Raw genomic sequence first — 15,293 nt, forward strand, 5'->3', positions numbered from 1 at the left:
GAGATGGACCGCGTGACGGCGCACGACACGATGAGATTGGCGATGGATTCCTCGCGGTGGCAGGCCTGGGTCAGCCGCGCGCGCGCGGATACCGATGCCGCGGGCAATGCGAACATGCGGCAGCTGGTCACGCTGCGCTGGATCGCGGTGGCGGGGCAGCTGGTCACCGTGTTGACGGTCCGCTTCCTGCTGGGGATCGACCTGCCGCTGGTGCCGATGCTGTTGGCGATGGCGGCGTCGGTCGCGCTCAACCTCGCGAGCATGCGGCTCTATGGCTGGCAGCGCGGGGCGAATGCGCAGCTGCTGCTCGCGATGCTGCTCGACGTCGGATTGCTGACCGTCCAGCTCTACCTCAGTGGCGGCGCGACCAACCCGTTCATCGCGCTGTACCTGTTGCAGGTCGTGCTGGGCGCGGTGCTGCTCGATCGCTGGTCGAGCTGGGCGATCGTCGGGGTGACGGGCGGGTGTTTCGCGCTGCTGACGATCCGGTATCGCCCGCTCGCCCTGCCGACCGATTATGCGGGCGAGTATTTCGCGCTCTACACGGTCGGGTCGCTGCTCAATTTCCTGCTCGTCGCGACGCTGTTGGTACTGTTCATGACGCGGATCACGGGCAATCTGCGCGCCCGTGACGAGCATCTGGCGGATCTGCGCCAGCAGGCGGCGGAGGAGGATCATATCGTCCGCATGGGCCTGCTCGCGTCGGGTGCCGCGCACGAACTCGGCACGCCGCTCGCGTCGCTAGCGGTCATCCTCAACGATTGGAAGCGGATGCCCGCGCTCGCCACCGATGCCGGGATGCTCGAGGAGATCGGCGAGATGCAGGCCGAGGTCCAGCGGTGCAAGACGATCGTCACCAACATCCTGCTCGCGGCGGGCGAGGCGCGCGGCGAGGCGCCCGAGGTCGTGCCGCTCCACGTCTTCCTCGACGCGATCGTCGAGGACTGGCGCGCGCTGCACGCCGGTGTCGAGTTCGACTATACCAGCCGGCTCGGCGACGATCCGCTGATCGTCTCGGATCCCGCGCTCAAGCAGGTGATCGCCAACGTGCTCGACAATGCCGCCGAAGCATCGCCCGCCTGGGTCGGGTTTTCGGGCGAGCGGTCGGGCGATCATCTGGCGTTGATCGTCCGCGATCACGGACCGGGGTTCACGCGCGACAAGCTGGCGAGCTTCGGCAAGCCCTATCAGTCGAGCAAGCGCGATCCCGGCCATGGCCTCGGCCTGTTCCTCGCGGTCAATGCAATGCGCAAGCTGGGGGGCAGCGTGGCGGTCGCCAATCGCGAGACGGGTGGTGCGGAAGTGACGTTGATGCTGCCGCTGGCGGCGATCGCCCTGGAGCGTGACGAATGAGCGAGCCCGATATCCCCCCGGTCAAGCGCCTCGTGATAGTCGAGGACGACGAGACGTTTGCGCGCACACTGAAACGCTCGTTCGAGCGGCGCGGCTATGCGGTCCGGCTTGCGGCGAGCCATGAGGATCTGGTCGTGCTGCTCGCCGACGACGTGCCGCAATATGCGGTGGTCGACTTGAAGCTCGGCGGCGCGTCGGGGCTGGTCTGTGTCCAGACGCTACACGCGCATGACCCCGATATCCTCGTCGTCGTTCTGACCGGCTTTGCGAGCATCGCGACCGCGGTCGAGGCGATCAAGCTCGGCGCCTCGCATTATCTGGTCAAGCCGTCGAACACCGACGACATCGAGGCGGCGTTCGACCGGACCGAGGGCAAGGTCGACACCGCGGTGACCGAACGCCGCGCGACGATCAAGACGCTCGAATGGGAGCGGATCCACGCGACGCTCGCGGAAACCGGGTTCAACATCTCGGAGACTGCGCGGCAGCTCGGGATGCACCGGCGGACGCTCGCGCGCAAACTCGAGAAGCGGCCGGTCAAATAGCCGCAACGCTTGTCGTCGGGCGGGCGTTATGGTGCGATGGTGTCGCCCTCTTCCTCCCGCCTCTGGGTGCCGCGGCGCCTCCTCGCGACGCCGTCGTCGCTCCTCTGGGACCATGGTGAACAGATCGTCGCGCGCGCACGGGCGCTGGACGTGGCGGTGACGACCCTGCCCAGCGATCGTCTTCGCCTCGACCTGCCAGACGATCCCCGGCAGCAATATGCACAGGCGAAGGCGACGCTGGCGCTCGTCGTCGCCCCGCCGTCGAAACGCCGGTTGCAGCCGATCGCGCCGAGCGCCGACTGGCGAATCGATCTGGCCGAAGGGTGCCCTGCGCATTGCGGCTATTGCTATCTCGCGGGGTCTCTGAAGGGGCCGCCGATCACGCGGGTCTATGCGAACCTGCCGGAAATCCTTGCCGAGCTTCCCGCGCATCTCGGCCAGGGGACGGTCACGTCGCGCTCCGCCACGCGCGCGCACGAGGGCACGACGTTCGAGGCGTCCTGTTACACCGATCCGCTCGCGATCGATCACGTCACGGGGTCGCTGTCCGCGCTGATCGCGCATTTCGGCGCGTGGGAGGCGGACGTGCAGCTGCGCTTCACGACGAAGTTCGACGCGGTCGAGCCGCTGCTCGCGCTCGATCACGCGGGGCGGACGCGGATGCGCGCCTCGATCAACCCGGCGGGCTATGCGCGGTTCGAGGGCGGCACGAGTCCGGTCGCGGCCCGGCTGGTCGCGCTGCGCCGGATGGCGGATGCGGGGTACAAGGTCGGGCTGACGATCGCACCGATCATTGCCGCCGAAGGATGGCGCGACGCCTATGCCGAGCTGATTGCGCAGGCGGGACAGGTGCTCGGCGATATCCCGGACCTCACGATGGAGCTGATCACGCATCGCTACACACCCGGGTCCAAGGCGGTGCTCCAGACTTGGTATCCCGGCTCCTCGCTCGATCTCGGCATGGCGAACCGCACCGAGAAGCGCACCAAGTTCGGCTCGGTCAAATATGTCTATGACGCGGACACGATGCGGGCGTTGCGCGCCTTCTTTGCCGACGAGATCGCGGCGCGCCTGCCCGAGGCGCGGATCCTCTACTGGACCTGATCGCCGTCCAACCGGGCAACACAGCGTTGCCGACCCTGCGCTGGTGGGCGCCGGTGCCGTCGCCTATCTGGATACCAAGATCTTGCGCGCCGCCGTCGCCCGGCGCTCGCGCGTGACAACAGGAGATTTCTGCATGCCCGTCCTTCTCGGTATTTCCGGCAGCCTGCGCCGCCAGTCGTTCAACGCCGCGATCCTCAATTCGCTCGCCGACGCGCTGGGGGACAAGGCGACACTGCGGATCTTCCCGCTCAACGCGATCCCGATGTACGATCAGGATGCCGATACCGACACGCCACCCGAGGCGGTCGCCGCGCTGCGGGCCGCGATTGGCGAGGCGGACGGGATCGTGATCGCGTCGCCCGAATATAATCACGGCATGCCCGGCGTGCTGAAAAACGCGCTCGACTGGGCTTCGCGGCCTTACGGCAAGGCGACGCTGACGGGGAAGCCGGTGTTCACACTGACCTCGTCGCCCGGTGCGGTCGGCGGCGCGCGCGCGCAGGCGCAGCTGAACGAGACGCTGGCGTCGATCGGCGCGCGCATGCTGCTGCGGCCGCAGTCGGTGATCGGGGCGGTGCACGAGAAGATCGCCGACGGGCGGCTGAGCGACAAGTCGACGCTCGAGTTTCTGTTGAGCGGTATCGACGCCCTGCTGGCGGAGATCGCGCGTCCGGCCTCGGCTGTGCGCGAGGCGAACTGAGATGCGGCGCGTGCTGCGGACCTATCCCGCCCAGCGTGACGACATCGCCGATCTCGTCACGCGGCGCCCGCTGCCGGGGCCGCAGTTGCCGCAGGTCGATCCGTTCCTGTTCCTCAACCATCATGGCCCGCAGACCTATGCGCCCGGTAACAACGGCCTGCCGTTCGGGCCGCATCCGCATCGCGGGTTCGAGACGGTCAGCTTCATCCTGACCGGCGAAATGGCGCATCTCGACAGCGGCGGGCACGAAAGCGTGATGCAGGCGGGCGGCGTGCAGTGGATGACCGCGGGGTCGGGGCTGATCCATGCGGAAATCTCGCCAGCGTCGTTCAAGCGCGACGGCGGGCGGCTCGAGATCCTGCAGCTGTGGGTCAACCTGCCGGGGCGGCTGAAGATGACCAAGCCCGCCTATACCGGGCTTCAGCGCGAGGATATTCCGGCGGTCGCGGTCGCGGTCGACGGCGGTGTCGTGAATGTCATCGCGGGGACGTTTGAAGGGCAGGCGGGGCCGGTTGAGTCGCTGACGGGAGTCGCGATGATGACGGTCGAGTTGGCGGCCGGGGGCAAGGTGACACTGCCTGCACCGCGCGGTCGCAGCGTATTCTTCTATGTGATCGAGGGGCGGCCCGAGGTCAGCGGGACGGTCGTCGAGCCGTGGCACCTCGTCACGTTCGACCAGGATGGCGACATGATCGAGGTCGCGGCGTCAGGCCCGGTGCGGCTGGTGTTCGGCCATGCCGATACGATCGACGAGCCGGTCGTTGCGCACGGGCCGTTCGTGATGACGACGCGCGAGGAGATCGGCGAGGCGATCCGCGATTACCAGGCGGGGCTGTTCGGGCCTGCGCCGGCTATCGCATAGGTCCTTTCCCGTCATCCCCGCGAAGGCGGGGATCCAGACTGGCTGGCCTTGCTAACAATGCCGTGAGGCCAGCCAGTCTGGGTTCCCGCCTCCGCGGGAATGACGGTGGTGGGGCGGGGGGCTTACTTCGCCAGCACGGCCGACTGGTCGACCGCGACCACCGGCAGCCACACCGCGCTCGCCGTCGCGCCGCCGCGTTCGATCGTTACCGTCGCCTTCTTGTAGTCCGCCTTCTTCGCAAGGAAGATGTTGGGGACGAAGGTCTGCGGGTTGCGGTCGTAGAGCGGGAACAGGCTCGACTGGACCTGCACCATGATCCGGTGCCCCGGCTGGAACACGTGGTTCACCGTCGGCAGGCGGAACTTGTAGCGCTGCGTCTTGCCGACAGGAATCGCACTCGGCTTGGCGAAGCTGTCGCGGTAGCGGCCGCGGAAGATGTCGAGGCTGATCGGCAGTTCATAGCCGCCCATCTTCGGATCGCTCGCGACCTCGTCGGGATAGACGTCGATCACCTTGACGACGAAGTCGGCATCGGTCCCCGTCGTCTTGGCATAGATGTCCGCGATCGGCGCGCCCGACACGCGGACCGGGGTCGTCAGTACGTCGGTCGTATAGGTCATCACGTCGGTGCGGCCATCCACCCCGCGCTGGTCGCTGACCAGCCAGTCGCCCCAGCGGCCGTCGCCGAAATTGACCGGGCGCGGCAGATGCGGGACGGGCTTGGCGGGGTCGGAGACATAGCTGTCGCCGCCGCTCGCGGCCTTGGTGAAGCCCAGCCCGCCCTCGGCACCGAGGTAGATCGGCTTGAGAGGCGCGGCACAGCCGCTCTCGCAGGCGAGTGGCCAGGTCGACAGCCTGTCCCAGTGATTCTCGCCGGTGTTGTAGATCGCGGCGGCGGGCAGCGTGACCGCGGGGCCGTCCTTCAGATACTGGTCGAACATCGGCAGCACCATCTGTTCGCGGAACTGCTGCGCGGTGTCGCCGTCCCACTGGAACGGGCCGAGGCTGCGGCCGTCGCGATTGACCTGGCTGTGCCGCCACGGACCCATGACGAGATGGTTGTTGCCCATCTTGCCCTTCGCCTTCAGCGCCTCCCACGCGGTGATCGCGCCGTACATGTCCTCCTGATCCCACAGCCCCTGTTCCCAGAGCGTCGGCACGTTCGAAGGGTTGGCGGCGAGCAACTTGTCGAGCGCCTGGCCCTGCCAGAATCCGTCATAGGCGGGATGTGCGACCATGCGCTGCCAATAGGGAAGCTGGTCGTATCCCGACGCCTTGGCCCAGTCGCCCGCCGAGCCGATGCGACGGAAATTCTCGTAATCGTCATAGCCGCCGGTCGGCGGCGCCTTGCCCGCGCCCTTGTAGCCGGTCTGGCCGCCGAGCCAGGCGATGTTGGCGAGGCGGAACGCGCCGTAATGGAACCAGTCGTCGCCCATCCAGCCGTCGATCATCGGGCTTTCTGGCACCGCGGCCTTGAGCGCGGGGTGCGGGTTGAGCAACGCCATGACGACGGTGAAGCCCTCATAGGACGACCCGATCATGCCGACGCGGCCGTTCGATTCGGGCAGGTTCGCCTTGTTCACCAGCCAGTCGATCGTGTCATAGGCGTCGGTGACGTGATCGACCTTGGTCGGGTTGAGCGGGCCGATCACCGGGCGCGTGACGACATACTCGCCCTCCGAGCCATATTTGCCGCGGACGTCCTGATAGACGCGAATATACCCGCCCTTGACGAACATCTCGTCGGCAAGCGGCAGCGTCGAGAGGATGCTTGGGCTGTCCATCCGCGTCGCGCGCGACTTCGCGTCATACGGCGTGCGCGTCAGCACGATCGGCGCGTTGGCCAGCCCCTTGGGATAGACGATGACGGTGTAGAGCTTCGTCCCGTCGCGCATCGGGACCATCACCTCGCGCTTGACGTAGTCGCGGTTGGCGGTGGCGGGGACGAACTTGGCGGGGACATCGCCGCCGGCGGGGGCAGTCTTGTCAGAAACAGTCTGGGGCACCTGCGCCGACGAAACGGTGGCGAGCGCGATCGAGGCAAGAAGGACGAGCTTGAGGGTCATGAAACGCTCCGGAAGAGGATGCGGCCAAGCTAGGCGCAATTGTCGCGCGGGGGCAATCGGGTTCGTGATCGATCAGCCGCGTGCGTGCCGCTTGAAATGTCGGCCGCTTGCTGGATGATGCGCCGAAACAACCGGGGGGTATCATGGCGCGCAGGGCAAAGGGATCGTGGCGACCGTTCATCCAGGCCTTGCCGATCCTGATCGTCGGCTATGTCTCGACCATCCTGATCTGTGCGGTGCTGTTTGCGACGTTCGAGGGCAAGCCTGTCGATGTCGGCATCTGGTGGTCGTTCGTGACCGCAATGACGATCGGCTATGGCGACGTGTTTCCCGTGACGATGGGGGGCAAGATCGTCGCGGTCGCGCTGATGCATGCGGTGCCGCTGTTCCTCGTGCCGCTGCTGACCGCGAAAATGGCGGCCAAGATGATCGTCGACAGCGACGCCTTCACGCATGCCGAGCAGGAGGAGATCAAGCTGGCGCTCGCGCGGATCGAGGCGATCCTTTCGCGTGAGCCGCGGCAGGATTAATCGGGGGCCAGCACCGCGCGTTCGCGCCCGACCAGCGCCACCAGCCAGTCGGTGAAGGCACGGATCGCGTCGAAGCGGCCGGTGTCCTGGTGCGTCACCAGCCAGAAGGCGCGGCTGATTCGGATGTCGGGGAGGATCGCGACAAGCCCGGGATAGGCTTCGCCGATGAAGCACGGGAGCACGCCAATCCCCGCGCCTGCCGCAATCATGTGCGCCTGCGCGTTGATGCTCGACGAACGCAACACCGGGTCGCGGACGCCCGGGATCTCGTCGAGATAGCGCAGCTCGGGCGCATAGACGATGTCGGGCACATAGCCGATCATCCGCCGGTCGCGCAGGTCCGCGATGCCGTGCACCGGGCCGTGCGCCGCGAGATGCTCCGCCGATGCATAGAGCCGCAGCGTATAGTCGGTGAGCTTGCGCGTCCGCAGCGGACCGCGGCGCGGGCGTGCGAGCAGGACCGCGACGTCGGTCTCGCGCCGGGTCGGGTTGAGGAAGCCGCTGGTCGCGACGAGATCGACCGCGAGCTTGGGATGCGCCTGTGCGAGCGTGCCGAGATGTCGGCTGACGAACCAGGTGCCGAACCCCTCGGCGACGCTGACGCGGATCGTGCCGTCGACCTCGGTCCGGCCCGCGGGCGGGGTGCGGATGTCCGATGCGATCGCCGCCATCGCGGTCGCGCGCGCGAGCAGGTCCTCGCCCGCGCTGGTCAGGATCTGGCCGTCGGGGCCCTGTTCGAACAGCCGCTGGCCGACCGCGGTCTCGAGCCGGCGGAGGCGACGACCGACCGTGGTGGCGTCGACGCCGAGGCTCGCCGCAGCACGCCCAAGCTGCTGCGCACGGGCGACTTCGAGGAAGATCGGCAGGTCGCTCCAGTCCATACCGACTGCAAATATGCAGCTCAGGGCTGCAAGTCTATCGCTTGTGTCGCAGGCGAGGCAGTGGTGTAGAGGCCGCAAAACAAGGAGAGGCGCCATGACCGTTCGCACCATCGAGCATCTGATCGCAGGCGGCACCGCGGGTGGACCGTCCTCCGGCGGCGGCCGTAGCGGCGACGTGTTCGATCCCAATAGCGGCGAGATCCAGGCGCGCGTGACGCTCGGCACGCAGGCCGATCTCGATGCCGCTGTCGCCGCCGCGCAGAAAGCGCAGCCGGGCTGGGCAGCGACGAACCCGCAGCGCCGCGCGCGTGTGATGTTCGAGTTCAAGCGGCTGGTCGAGGCGAACATGGACGAACTCGCGCGGCTGCTGTCGTCCGAGCACGGCAAGGTGATCGCTGATTCGAAGGGCGATATCCAGCGCGGGCTCGAGGTGATCGAGTTCTGCTGCGGCATCCCGCACATTCTCAAGGGCGAGTACACGCAGGGCGCGGGGCCTGGGATCGACGTTTATTCGATGCGCCAGCCGCTCGGCATCGGCGCCGGCATCACCCCGTTCAACTTCCCCGCGATGATCCCGCTATGGATGAGCGGCGTCGCGATCGCGACGGGCAACGCGTTCATCCTGAAGCCGAGCGAGCGCGATCCGTCGGTGCCGGTGCGGCTGGGCGAATTGTTCCTCGAGGCGGGGCTGCCCGAGGGGATCTTCCAGGTCGTCCACGGCGACAAGGAGATGGTCGACGCGATCCTCGATCATCCGGCGATCAGTGCGGTCAGCTTCGTCGGTTCGTCCGACATCGCGCATTATGTGTACCGCCGCGGCGTCGAGGCGGGCAAGCGCGTCCAGGCGATGGGCGGGGCCAAGAACCACGGCATCGTGATGCCCGACGCGGACCTAGACCAAGTCGTCGCCGATCTGTCGGGTGCGGCGTTCGGGAGCGCTGGCGAGCGGTGCATGGCATTGCCGGTGGTGGTGCCGGTCGGCGAGAAGACCGCCATTGCTTTGCGCGAGAAGCTGATCCCGGCGATTGCGGCACTGCGCGTGGGTGTTTCGACCGACAATGACGCGCATTACGGGCCGGTGGTGAACGCAGCGCATCGCAGCCGGATCGAGAACTGGATCCAGACGGGTGTCGACGAGGGTGCGGAACTGGTCGTCGACGGGCGCGGGTTCGAGTTGCAGGGGCATGAGAAGGGGTTCTTCATCGGGCCGTCGCTGTTCGATCACGTCACCACGGAGATGTCGGCGTATAAGGAGGAGATCTTCGGGCCGGTGTTGCAGATCGTCCGCGCCAGGGATTTCGAGGAGGCGGTGCGCCTGCCGAGCGAGCATCAGTACGGCAACGGCGTCGCGATCTTCACGCGCAACGGCCACGCCGCGCGCGAGTTCGCGGCGCGGGTGAATGTCGGCATGGTGGGGATCAACGTGCCGATCCCGGTGCCGGTGGCGTATCACACGTTCGGCGGCTGGAAGCGTTCGGCGTTCGGAGACACCAACCAGCACGGCATGGAGGGCGTGAAGTTCTGGACCAAGGTCAAGACGATCACGCAACGCTGGCCCGATGGCGGGGTGGGTGATGCCGCCAACGCGTTCGTCATTCCGACGATGGGGTGATCGGGTGCGGCGTTTCCTCCCCGTCATCCTGGACCTGATCCAGGATCCAGAGCCATCGAGCGCGACGCCCGTGGCTCTGGATCCTGACTTTCGTCAGGATGACGGGGTGGGGAGGGGGTCGAAGCCCCAGTCCTCGGCCAGATCGCGCCAGGTTGGGTTGTCCGTCTCGATCAGCGTGGTCTTCGACGACCGTTTCCAGACCTTGAGCTGCTTCTCGCGTGTGATCGCCGCGTCTATCGTGTCCGCCATCGCAAACCAGACCAGCCGGTTCACGCCGTATCGCTTTGAGAACCCGTCGAACATGCCGTCGCGGTGCTAAACGATCCGCGCCATCAGGTCGGACGTCACGCCGATGTAGAGCGTTCCGTTGCGCCCGCTCGCCATGATATAGACCGCGGGTTGCCTAGCCATATCCTTCCCCCACCCCGTCATCCTGACGAAAGTCAGGATCCAGAGCCGCAGGCGTCAGCATTCGCCGCTCTGGATACTGGGTCAAGCCCAGTATGACGACACAGGAAAGCCCGATGACCAACCAGTTCGACCTCACCGACGACCAGCGCGAGATCCAGGAGCTCGCGCGCCGCTTCACCGCCGACCGGATCGCCCCGCATGCGGCCGATTGGGACGAGAAGCACATCTTCCCGCGCGACACGATCAAGGCGGCGGCCGAGCTCGGTTTCGCGGCGATCTATGTCAGCGAGGAGAGCGGCGGCATCGCGCTCGGGCGCCTCGAAGCCGCGTTGATCATGGAGGCGATGTCGTACGGTTGTCCGTCGACGAGCGCGTTCATCAGCATCCACAACATGGCGGCGTGGATGGTCGACCGGTTCGGCTCGGCCGCGGTGAAGGACAAGTATCTTCCCGATCTGGTGACGATGGACCGGTTGGCGAGCTATTGCCTGACCGAGCCGGGCTCGGGGTCGGACGCCGCCGCGCTGAAGACGCGCGCGGTGCGCGACGGCGACGACTGGATCGTGACCGGCTCGAAGCAGTTCATCTCGGGCGCGGGCGAGAACGAGGTGTACGTCACCATGGTCCGCACCGGTGAGGAGGGGCCCAAGGGCATTTCCTGCCTGGTGATCGAGAAAGACATGCCCGGCGTGTCGTTCGGCGCGAACGAGAAGAAGCTCGGCTGGCATTCGCAACCGACTCGGCAGGTGATCTTCGACGGCGTCCGCGTGCCGGCGGCCAACATGGTCGGCGGCGAGGGCGAGGGCTTCCGGATCGCGATGATGGGGCTCGACGGCGGGCGGCTCAACATCGGCGCCTGCTCGCTCGGCGGCGCGCAGCGGTGTCTCGACGAGGCGATCGCCTATACGCGCGACCGCAAGCAGTTCGGCAAGCCGATCGCGGACTTCCAGAACACGCAGTTCATGCTGGCCGACATGGCGACCGAACTCGAGGCGGCGCGCGCGCTGCTCTACATGGCGGCGGCCAAGGTCACGGCGAACGCGCCCGACAAGACCAAGTTCGCGGCGATGGCGAAGCGGCTGGCGACGGACACCGGCTCGTCGGTGGTCGACCGCGCGTTGCAGCTGCACGGCGGCTACGGGTATCTGCAGGATTACCCGATCGAACGCTTCTGGCGCGACCTGCGTGTGCATTCGATCCTCGAGGGTACCAACCAGGTCATGCGCATGATCGTCGGCCGCGAGCTGACCCGGCAATGATGGATATGGTCACCGACTGCCGAACAGCATCCACCCCGGCGGAGGCCGGGGTCCAGGTGGGGGACGCGAATCGGCTTGGTGACATCCTCTGTTACATCGACCTTTCCAACTGGACCCCGGCCTTCGCCGGGGAGGTGATTTATGAATGACCTGATCACGACCGTCGAAGGGCCTGTCGGCCGGCTTCGGCTGAATCGGCCCAAGGCGTTGCACGCGCTGAACCTTGCGATGTGCGAAGGCGTGCTGGAGGCGCTCGAGGCGTGGCGCGGGGATGCCTCGGTCGAGGCGATCGTCGTGGATCATGCCGAGGGTCGTGGGTTTTGCGCGGGCGGCGATATCCGGATGCTCGCCGCGTCGGGAGCCGGCGACGGCGCCGAAGCGCGCGCGTTCTTTCACGCCGAGTATCGGATGAACCACCGGCTGTTCGTCTATGCCAAGCCGATCGTCGCGTTCATGGACGGGATCACGATGGGCGGCGGCGTCGGGCTCGCCTTGCCGTGCACGTACCGCGTCGCGACGGAGAACACGAAGTTCGCGATGCCCGAGACGGGGATCGGGCTGTTCCCCGATGTCGGCGGGGGATGGTATCTGTCGCGGCTGCCAGGGCGGATCGGGCAGTATCTCGCGCTGACCGGGCACCGGATCAACGGCGCCGATTGCCTGGCGCTGGGGCTGGCGACGCATTATCTGACGAGCGCCAAGCTCGAGAGCGTGAAGGACTGGATCGTCGAGCGTCCCCGCGAGATCGACGTCATACTCGAAGGGTCGTCCGACGTACCCGACGATGCCGAGATTATGACGCATCGTGACGAGATCGACCGGCTGTTCGCGTCCGATGTGCTCGAGGAAATCTATGCCGCGCTCGACGTCGATGGTGGTGAGTGGGCCGCGAAGACGCTTGCGACGCTCAAAACCAAGTCGCCGCAGACGATGAAGGTGTCGCTCCGGCTGCTTCACGAGGGCGCGGCGATGGCGAGTTTCGCAGACGAGATGAAACAGGAATATGCGGTCGGCGCGCATGTCGTGCAGCGGCATGACTTCATCGAGGGCGTGCGCGCGGTGATCGTCGACAAGGACAATGCGCCGCGCTGGGATCCGGCAACGCCCGAGGCGGTGAGCGATCATGTGATCGACCAGATCTTCGCGCCGTTGCCAGCTGCCGAGGCGTGGACGCCGGGTTGAACATAGAGCACGTCACCCCAGCGTTCGCTGAGGTGACGGAACAGGAGACTGACATGGCCGATTACGAAACGATCCTCGTCGAGCAACGCGGCGGCGTCACGCTCGTCACGCTCAACCGGCCGCAGGCGCTCAACGCGCTCAATTCGCAGGTGCTCGCCGACCTGATCGCCGCGTTCGCCGCGTTCGATGCGGATCCGTCGCAGGGCTGTGCGGTGCTGACCGGTTCGGCCAAGGCGTTCGCGGCGGGCGCGGACATCAAGGAGATGCAGAGCCAGGGCTTTGCCGACATGTATGCGAGCAATTTCTTCGCCGGCTGGGAGCAGGTGACGCGGACGCGCAAGCCGATCATCGCCGCGGTCGCGGGCTATGCGCTGGGCGGCGGCTGCGAGGTCGCGATGATGTGCGACTTCATCCTCGCGGCGGACACCGCCAAGTTCGGCCAGCCCGAGATCAAGCTCGCCGTCTCCCCCGGCATGGGCGGATCGCAGCGGCTGACGCACGCGGTCGGCAAGGCCAAGGCGATGGAGATGGTGCTGACCGGGCGGATGATGGACGCGGTCGAGGCCGAGCGCGCCGGGCTGGTGTCGCGGATCGTGCCTGCCGACGAACTGGTCGAGGAGGCGGTGAAGACCGCCGCGACGATCGCCGCGATGGCGCCGCTGGCGGTGCTGGCGAACAAGGAGATGGTCAACGCGGCGTTCGAGACGAGCCTGTCGCACGGCGTCCAGTTCGAGCGGCGGCTGTTCCACGGCCTGTTCGGCACCGCGGACCAGAGCGAAGGCATGGCCGCCTTCGTCGAGAAGCGTGCGGGGACCTGGACGGGGAAGTAGCAGGCGCGTCGCTGCCCGCCCGCCCGCAATCGTCGCTGCCCGTCATCCTGACGAAAGTCAGGATCCAGGGTTACGGGCGGTGTCGGTCTTGGCTCTGGATCCTGACTTTCGTCAGGATGACGGAGTTTGGGGGGCAGGACGTAGCCGCAGATGGCGGGGTTGGTGCGCGAGCGGCACAGTCGCCGCGGCAGATTTAGGAGAGAGTACATGGCACGCATCGGATTCATCGGGCTCGGCAACATGGGCGGCGGGATGGCCGCGAACCTCGCGAAGAACGGCCATGACGTCCACGCGTTCGACCTGAACGCCGACGCGCTCGCCAAGGCAAAGGCGGCGGGCTGCCTCCCCGTCGACTCCGCCGCCGAGGCCGCCGACGGGGCGGAGGCGATCGTGACGATGCTGCCCGCGGGCAAGCACGTCGCCGAGGTGTATGACGCGCTGTTCGGCGTCGCGGGCCCGACCGCGATCCTGATCGACTGTTCGACGATCGACGTCGCGACCGCGAAGCAGGTCGCCGACGCCGCGCAGGCCAAGGGGCTCGCGGCGGTCGACGCGCCCGTCTCCGGCGGGATTGGTGCTGCCAATGCGGGCACGCTCACCTTCATGGTCGGCGGTTCGGCGGCGGCGTTCGAGCGCGCCGAGCCGATCCTTGCGGCGATGGGCAAGGCGGTGATCCATGCCGGCGCGAACGGCGCGGGGCAGGCGGCGAAGATCTGCAACAACATGATCCTCGGCGCGACGATGATCGCGACCTGCGAGGCGTTCGTGCTCGCGGACAAGCTCGGGCTCGACGCACAGGCCTTTTACGATATCGCCAGCGTCTCGTCGGGGCAGAGCTGGTCGATGACGAGCTATGCGCCGCTGCCGGGGATCGGCCCCGACACCCCCGCCGACCATGACTATCAGGGCGGGTTCGCCGCTGCCTTGATGCTCAAGGACTTGAGGCTCGCGATGGCGGCGGCGCAGGATGTCGGCGCCGACACGCCGATGGGGGCGAAGGCCGCCGAGCGCTACGAGGCGTTCGCCGAGGCCGGGCAGGGCGGACTCGACTTCTCCGCGATCATCCGCACGTTGCAGGGCAACGCCTAGCCCGGCGTGCGGCGGACCGGCGGGAGCGCGTTGCAGATGTCCGCACCGCCCGCCGGCACCGTGAAGAACGGCGGCGTCCGGTTCTCGCGCCCCGCGATCCAGGCGGTGAAGCGCGGGTTCGCCGTTGCGCGGTACTGGAAGTGCGGGCGGGTGGCGGCGGGAAGGTCGCTCGCCAGCCGCGCCGAGACGATCGGGCTGCGCTCGGCAGGCGTGGCGTAGAAGCCGAGCTCGCCCGTCCCGCGCGGCAGCGACGACAGCCACTCGATCCCGTCGACCACCCGCCCGACGACCGCGATGTTGCGGTCGAGCGCGCGCGGCGCATGGCCGATCACGGTGTAGAGTTCGGCGCCGCTGCCGACGCTCGGCGCGAGGTCGCGCGCGACGCCGACCATCCCGTAGCAATGCGGCAGCCACTGCCGCGTCCCCGACCCAGCGAGCGGCCAGCCATCCCCGCTGTAGCCCGCCCATTCGGCATAGGGATCGCGCTTGGCGAGCCGCACGATCGCGGTCGGCCCGGCCATGTCATATTCGGCGGCGATCCCGTCCGCGACGCCGGCGACGAGCGGCTTTTTCTCGGTCGCATCGCCCCATTGCGCGACATAATTGTCCTGCACGCGGTACACGCTCGTTGCGGTGTCCCACCAGCGCGCGCGGGCGAGCGCGCGGATGTTGGCGACGTGCGCGGGCGCATAGGCGGGCGCGAGGCGGAGCGTGAAGCCATGCCCGTTCGCCAGCGTGAATACGAGAATCTCGTCATCGGGCACCGCGACCCAGTCCGACGCGACCGGATCGGACGGCAGCGGTGTCGGCACCGGCGTGGCTTGGGCGAGGGCGGCGGCGAGAAGGGTGGTGATCATCGCTGTGAGACT

The 15,293-nt window shown here is 67.4% G+C and carries 15 protein-coding genes and 1 pseudogene; 12 read left to right on the forward strand and 4 right to left on the reverse strand.

Annotated elements, in window-relative coordinates:
- Positions 1–3 precede the first annotated feature (3 nt).
- The 5 genes from IFT87_RS17340 (at position 4) to IFT87_RS17360 (ending at position 4,564) form a co-directional block, all read left to right on the forward strand.
- Complete coding sequence (locus tag IFT87_RS17340) at positions 4–1,353, forward strand: ATP-binding protein (RefSeq protein ID WP_107045234.1); 1,350 nt, start codon at positions 4–6, stop codon at positions 1,351–1,353.
- The gene (locus IFT87_RS17345) at positions 1,350–1,898 is read left to right on the forward strand and encodes a response regulator transcription factor (RefSeq protein WP_197975339.1); all 549 of its coding nucleotides are present in this window, start codon (positions 1,350–1,352) and stop codon (positions 1,896–1,898) included. Before IFT87_RS17340 ends, IFT87_RS17345 begins: the two co-directional genes overlap by 4 nt.
- Before the next feature lie 66 nt (positions 1,899–1,964).
- Positions 1,965–3,002 (forward strand): spore photoproduct lyase family protein, encoded by a 1,038-nt coding sequence (locus tag IFT87_RS17350; protein ID WP_320481400.1) that lies wholly within the window; start codon positions 1,965–1,967, stop codon positions 3,000–3,002.
- Positions 3,003–3,135: 133 nt separating this feature from the next.
- On the forward strand, positions 3,136–3,702 hold the full coding sequence (locus IFT87_RS17355; protein WP_192191380.1) for an NADPH-dependent FMN reductase: 567 nt from the start codon (positions 3,136–3,138) through the stop codon (positions 3,700–3,702).
- A gap of 1 nt (position 3,703) precedes the next feature.
- Positions 3,704–4,564 (forward strand): pirin family protein, encoded by an 861-nt coding sequence (locus tag IFT87_RS17360; protein WP_037529717.1) that lies wholly within the window; start codon positions 3,704–3,706, stop codon positions 4,562–4,564.
- A 122-nt stretch (positions 4,565–4,686) separates the two neighbouring features.
- Here IFT87_RS17360 and IFT87_RS17365 read toward each other — a convergent pair whose 3' ends face one another.
- Positions 4,687–6,630, reverse strand: coding sequence for a CocE/NonD family hydrolase (locus IFT87_RS17365; RefSeq protein ID WP_031439855.1), 1,944 nt, complete (start codon positions 6,628–6,630; stop codon positions 4,687–4,689).
- A 143-nt stretch (positions 6,631–6,773) separates the two neighbouring features.
- Between IFT87_RS17365 and IFT87_RS17370 the strand changes: the two genes are divergently transcribed.
- Positions 6,774–7,160: a potassium channel family protein gene (locus tag IFT87_RS17370; RefSeq protein WP_052149099.1), complete on the forward strand. Its 387-nt coding sequence runs from the start codon at positions 6,774–6,776 to the stop codon at positions 7,158–7,160.
- Here IFT87_RS17370 and IFT87_RS17375 read toward each other — a convergent pair.
- Entirely contained in the window at positions 7,157–8,041 is an 885-nt protein-coding gene (locus tag IFT87_RS17375; protein ID WP_192098499.1) for a LysR family transcriptional regulator, read from the reverse strand. The genes IFT87_RS17370 and IFT87_RS17375 overlap by 4 nt on opposite strands.
- A 94-nt stretch (positions 8,042–8,135) precedes the next feature.
- Here IFT87_RS17375 and IFT87_RS17380 point away from each other — a divergent pair, with 94 nt between their 5' ends.
- The gene (locus tag IFT87_RS17380) at positions 8,136–9,653 is read left to right on the forward strand and encodes a CoA-acylating methylmalonate-semialdehyde dehydrogenase (RefSeq protein ID WP_192191381.1); all 1,518 of its coding nucleotides are present in this window, start codon (positions 8,136–8,138) and stop codon (positions 9,651–9,653) included.
- A gap of 93 nt (positions 9,654–9,746) precedes the next feature.
- Here IFT87_RS17380 and IFT87_RS17385 read toward each other — a convergent pair.
- Positions 9,747–10,064: pseudogene (locus IFT87_RS17385) on the reverse strand (GIY-YIG nuclease family protein).
- A 113-nt stretch (positions 10,065–10,177) separates the two neighbouring features.
- On the opposite strand from IFT87_RS17385, the gene IFT87_RS17390 reads away from it, so the two are divergent.
- The 5 genes from IFT87_RS17390 to mmsB all read left to right on the forward strand — a co-directional run bounded on the left by IFT87_RS17390 (position 10,178) and on the right by mmsB (position 14,424).
- On the forward strand, positions 10,178–11,323 hold the full coding sequence (locus IFT87_RS17390) for an acyl-CoA dehydrogenase family protein (protein ID WP_192191382.1): 1,146 nt from the start codon (positions 10,178–10,180) through the stop codon (positions 11,321–11,323).
- A complete protein-coding gene (locus tag IFT87_RS17395; protein ID WP_192191383.1) occupies positions 11,320–11,472 on the forward strand; it encodes a hypothetical protein in 153 nt (50 codons plus the stop codon). Before IFT87_RS17390 ends, IFT87_RS17395 begins: the two co-directional genes overlap by 4 nt.
- Positions 11,465–12,505 (forward strand): enoyl-CoA hydratase/isomerase family protein, encoded by a 1,041-nt coding sequence (locus IFT87_RS17400; RefSeq protein ID WP_192191384.1) that lies wholly within the window; start codon positions 11,465–11,467, stop codon positions 12,503–12,505. Before IFT87_RS17395 ends, IFT87_RS17400 begins: the two co-directional genes overlap by 8 nt.
- Before the next feature lie 53 nt (positions 12,506–12,558).
- The gene (locus IFT87_RS17405; RefSeq protein ID WP_037529758.1) at positions 12,559–13,335 is read left to right on the forward strand and encodes an enoyl-CoA hydratase; all 777 of its coding nucleotides are present in this window, start codon (positions 12,559–12,561) and stop codon (positions 13,333–13,335) included.
- 207 nt (positions 13,336–13,542) lie between these two features.
- A complete protein-coding gene (gene mmsB / locus IFT87_RS17410; RefSeq protein WP_107930336.1) occupies positions 13,543–14,424 on the forward strand; it encodes a 3-hydroxyisobutyrate dehydrogenase in 882 nt (293 codons plus the stop codon).
- Here mmsB and IFT87_RS17415 read toward each other — a convergent pair.
- A complete protein-coding gene (locus IFT87_RS17415; RefSeq protein WP_037529721.1) occupies positions 14,421–15,281 on the reverse strand; it encodes a peptidylprolyl isomerase in 861 nt (286 codons plus the stop codon). The genes mmsB and IFT87_RS17415 overlap by 4 nt on opposite strands.
- Positions 15,282–15,293 lie beyond the last annotated feature (12 nt).

Origin of the sequence: Sphingomonas sp. CFBP 8765 (genome assembly GCF_014841445.1) — a bacterium.
GTDB classification, from domain to species: Bacteria; Pseudomonadota; Alphaproteobacteria; order Sphingomonadales; family Sphingomonadaceae; genus Sphingomonas; species Sphingomonas aerolata.

Bases quoted from the DNA above. Each gene is read 5' to 3' on its own strand.
- IFT87_RS17340 (WP_107045234.1), top strand. From the start codon at position 4: ATGGACCGCGTGACGGCGCACGACACGATGAGATTGGCGATGGATTCC.
- IFT87_RS17345 (WP_197975339.1), top strand. From the start codon at position 1,350: ATGAGCGAGCCCGATATCCCCCCGGTCAAGCGCCTCGTGATAGTCGAG.
- IFT87_RS17355 (WP_192191380.1), top strand. From the start codon at position 3,136: ATGCCCGTCCTTCTCGGTATTTCCGGCAGCCTGCGCCGCCAGTCGTTC.
- IFT87_RS17360 (WP_037529717.1), top strand. From the start codon at position 3,704: ATGCGGCGCGTGCTGCGGACCTATCCCGCCCAGCGTGACGACATCGCC.
- IFT87_RS17365 (WP_031439855.1), bottom strand. From the start codon at position 6,630: ATGACCCTCAAGCTCGTCCTTCTTGCCTCGATCGCGCTCGCCACCGTT.
- IFT87_RS17370 (WP_052149099.1), top strand. From the start codon at position 6,774: ATGGCGCGCAGGGCAAAGGGATCGTGGCGACCGTTCATCCAGGCCTTG.
- IFT87_RS17375 (WP_192098499.1), bottom strand. From the start codon at position 8,041: ATGGACTGGAGCGACCTGCCGATCTTCCTCGAAGTCGCCCGTGCGCAG.
- IFT87_RS17380 (WP_192191381.1), top strand. From the start codon at position 8,136: ATGACCGTTCGCACCATCGAGCATCTGATCGCAGGCGGCACCGCGGGT.
- IFT87_RS17390 (WP_192191382.1), top strand. From the start codon at position 10,178: ATGACCAACCAGTTCGACCTCACCGACGACCAGCGCGAGATCCAGGAG.
- IFT87_RS17395 (WP_192191383.1), top strand. From the start codon at position 11,320: ATGATGGATATGGTCACCGACTGCCGAACAGCATCCACCCCGGCGGAG.
- IFT87_RS17400 (WP_192191384.1), top strand. From the start codon at position 11,465: ATGAATGACCTGATCACGACCGTCGAAGGGCCTGTCGGCCGGCTTCGG.
- IFT87_RS17405 (WP_037529758.1), top strand. From the start codon at position 12,559: ATGGCCGATTACGAAACGATCCTCGTCGAGCAACGCGGCGGCGTCACG.
- mmsB (WP_107930336.1), top strand. From the start codon at position 13,543: ATGGCACGCATCGGATTCATCGGGCTCGGCAACATGGGCGGCGGGATG.
- IFT87_RS17415 (WP_037529721.1), bottom strand. From the start codon at position 15,281: ATGATCACCACCCTTCTCGCCGCCGCCCTCGCCCAAGCCACGCCGGTG.